Genomic DNA, 1,116 nt, shown 5'->3' on the forward strand with positions numbered 1-1,116 from the left:
TAGGCGTGGAAGTGGTACGCAATATCCCGCGCTTCATTGGAGTTGGGTATCATCGTCATCTTCATTCACTTTCTTTGTGGAGAGCTGCATTCGCAGCTCTCCTGCTTGATGGTAGGAACGCACGGTCTCACTTCGAGACATCGACACCGAGCCATTTGATCGACATGGCCGTCAAAGTGCCGTCGGCTTTCATTTCTTCGATGGCTTTGTCGATGGCAGCTTTCAGTGCCGGGTCTTTTCGCATTGCGACCGCCTGCTCTTGGGGGGCGAACGGTTCGCCCGCCGTGACGAAGCCCGAATCGGCTTTTTTGATCAGACTCGCCGCGACCATCGTGTCGTTGAGGGCCACGTCGATCCGGCCCGCCTTCAAATCGCGATACATGGTGGCGTCGAGGTCGTAGGTCTTGACGTCCGCGTCAGGGACGTTGGCACGAGCCCATTGCTCGAAGTTCGTGCCGAGCACCGCGCCAACGGCGCGCCCTGAAAGCTTTTCAGGTGCCGTCAGCTCGGCTGCGAGTTCTTTCCGAGTGACCATCTGGATCTTGGTGATCGTGTATGGAACCGAGAAATCGTAGTTCTTCTGACGTTCCGGAGTGATGGTGATCTGGTTGATCACGACGTCGAGCCTACCAGACGCGAGAGCCGCGAGAATGCCGTCAAACTGTGTCGGCACATATCTAGGCGTCAGTCCGAGCCTCTTGCAGAGATCGTTAGCAAAATCGACCTCGAACCCGACGAGATTGCCGGATTCATCCTGAAAATTAAAGGGGGGATAGGTCGACTCGAGACCAATCGCAAGTTCACCCTTTCCGGCGATTGTCGACGGCAAGACGTCGGCTGCGGCCGTGGCTTCCAGAGCGGTCAGGGATGTCAGGCAAAGCGCAGTTACTGCGAAAAATGCCCGTCGGTTTAAGTTGAAATACATGAAGAATCATCTCCATTGAGTTTGAATTATTAAGCGACTAGTCGGTATGTAAAGCCAACATGCGGTCTGAAGGGCTCTGTTGCAAAAATCGTGAAGCTTGAGCATGCTTGGCGGAGATTGGACGGACGGAACGATGACGGATTTCAAGTGGCGCCATTTCCAGGGTGATGTGATCCTGTGGGCGGTGCGCT

General features: G+C 55.0%; 1 protein-coding gene. It reads right to left on the reverse strand.

Features of this window, described 5'->3' with window-relative positions:
• Positions 1 to 127: 127 nt before the first annotated feature.
• Positions 128 to 925, reverse strand: coding sequence for a cystine ABC transporter substrate-binding protein (gene tcyJ, locus Q4610_RS21715; RefSeq protein ID WP_234189812.1), 798 nt, complete (start codon positions 923 to 925; stop codon positions 128 to 130).
• Between the last annotated feature and the right edge of the window lie 191 nt (positions 926 to 1,116).

Source organism: Sphingobium cyanobacteriorum, from assembly GCF_030580935.1.
Classification (GTDB): domain Bacteria; phylum Pseudomonadota; class Alphaproteobacteria; order Sphingomonadales; family Sphingomonadaceae; genus Sphingobium; species Sphingobium cyanobacteriorum.